This window comes from Phosphitispora fastidiosa, assembly GCF_019008365.1.
Classification (GTDB): domain Bacteria; phylum Bacillota; class Thermincolia; order Thermincolales; family UBA2595; genus Phosphitispora; species Phosphitispora fastidiosa.
In genome coordinates, this window is record NZ_JAHHUL010000060.1 from 1 (window position 1) to 642 (window position 642).

Annotated in this window: 1 protein-coding gene; it reads right to left on the reverse strand. The window is 41.1% G+C overall.

The annotated features are described in order from the left end of the window. Window positions 1–112: 112 nt before the first annotated feature. On the reverse strand, window positions 113–304 hold the full coding sequence (locus Ga0451573_RS18920) for a hypothetical protein (RefSeq protein WP_231685752.1): 192 nt from the start codon (window positions 302–304) through the stop codon (window positions 113–115). Window positions 305–642 lie beyond the last annotated feature (338 nt).

The window sequence follows — 642 nt, forward strand, 5'->3', positions numbered from 1 at the left end:
GACTTGACGCCGGTAGGGCCAGTGCTTAACCGGTGTTTTTGCATGCTCAACTGCGGAAACACGGCTAAAATGTTAGGCGATGTGATTTGCGGTAGTTTACATTGTAAAAAAGTTACCTTAGCTTTGGTAATAAGTATAGAAATCCTGCAGCGACAATTAAAACCACAAAACTAACTGCATACAACTTTTTGAACTCCCCTTTTTCTCGCCATCCAGTAGCACCATTGACCCAAAATGTCACAGCGGCAACAGATAAAAACAAGAAAAAAATAGTCTTGATTATAGATAATCCAACTGTAAACATCAGTTTTCCTCCAGTTTTTCCGCAGCCTAAATTGTTGTGTTAGAAGATGATAAAAGTCGTATAAGTTAACATTGTAGTATTCTTGCCATTAGGAAATATTAAACAACCCCAAAAGGATTACACAGCAAATCATTTCGCCTAACGTTCCGGCGATTCACGAACTTTTAGCTGGCGTGATTTTTGCCCAGCTTGTCTACCACTCATGCAAAAATCATGACAGCTAAAAGTTAGGTCGGAGCGTTAGCGAAGCCGTGAATCGACTTGTTGAACGAAACCGCTGACGCGGTGGCTGGCTAAAACTGGCTGTTTTGTTTCCTCCCCCAAAAATTCGTTCATTC

What these genes read in the sequence shown, in the direction of transcription:
- Ga0451573_RS18920 (WP_231685752.1), bottom strand. Translation starts at nt 304, where the DNA reads ATGTTTACAGTTGGATTATCTATAATCAAGACTATTTTTTTCTTGTTT.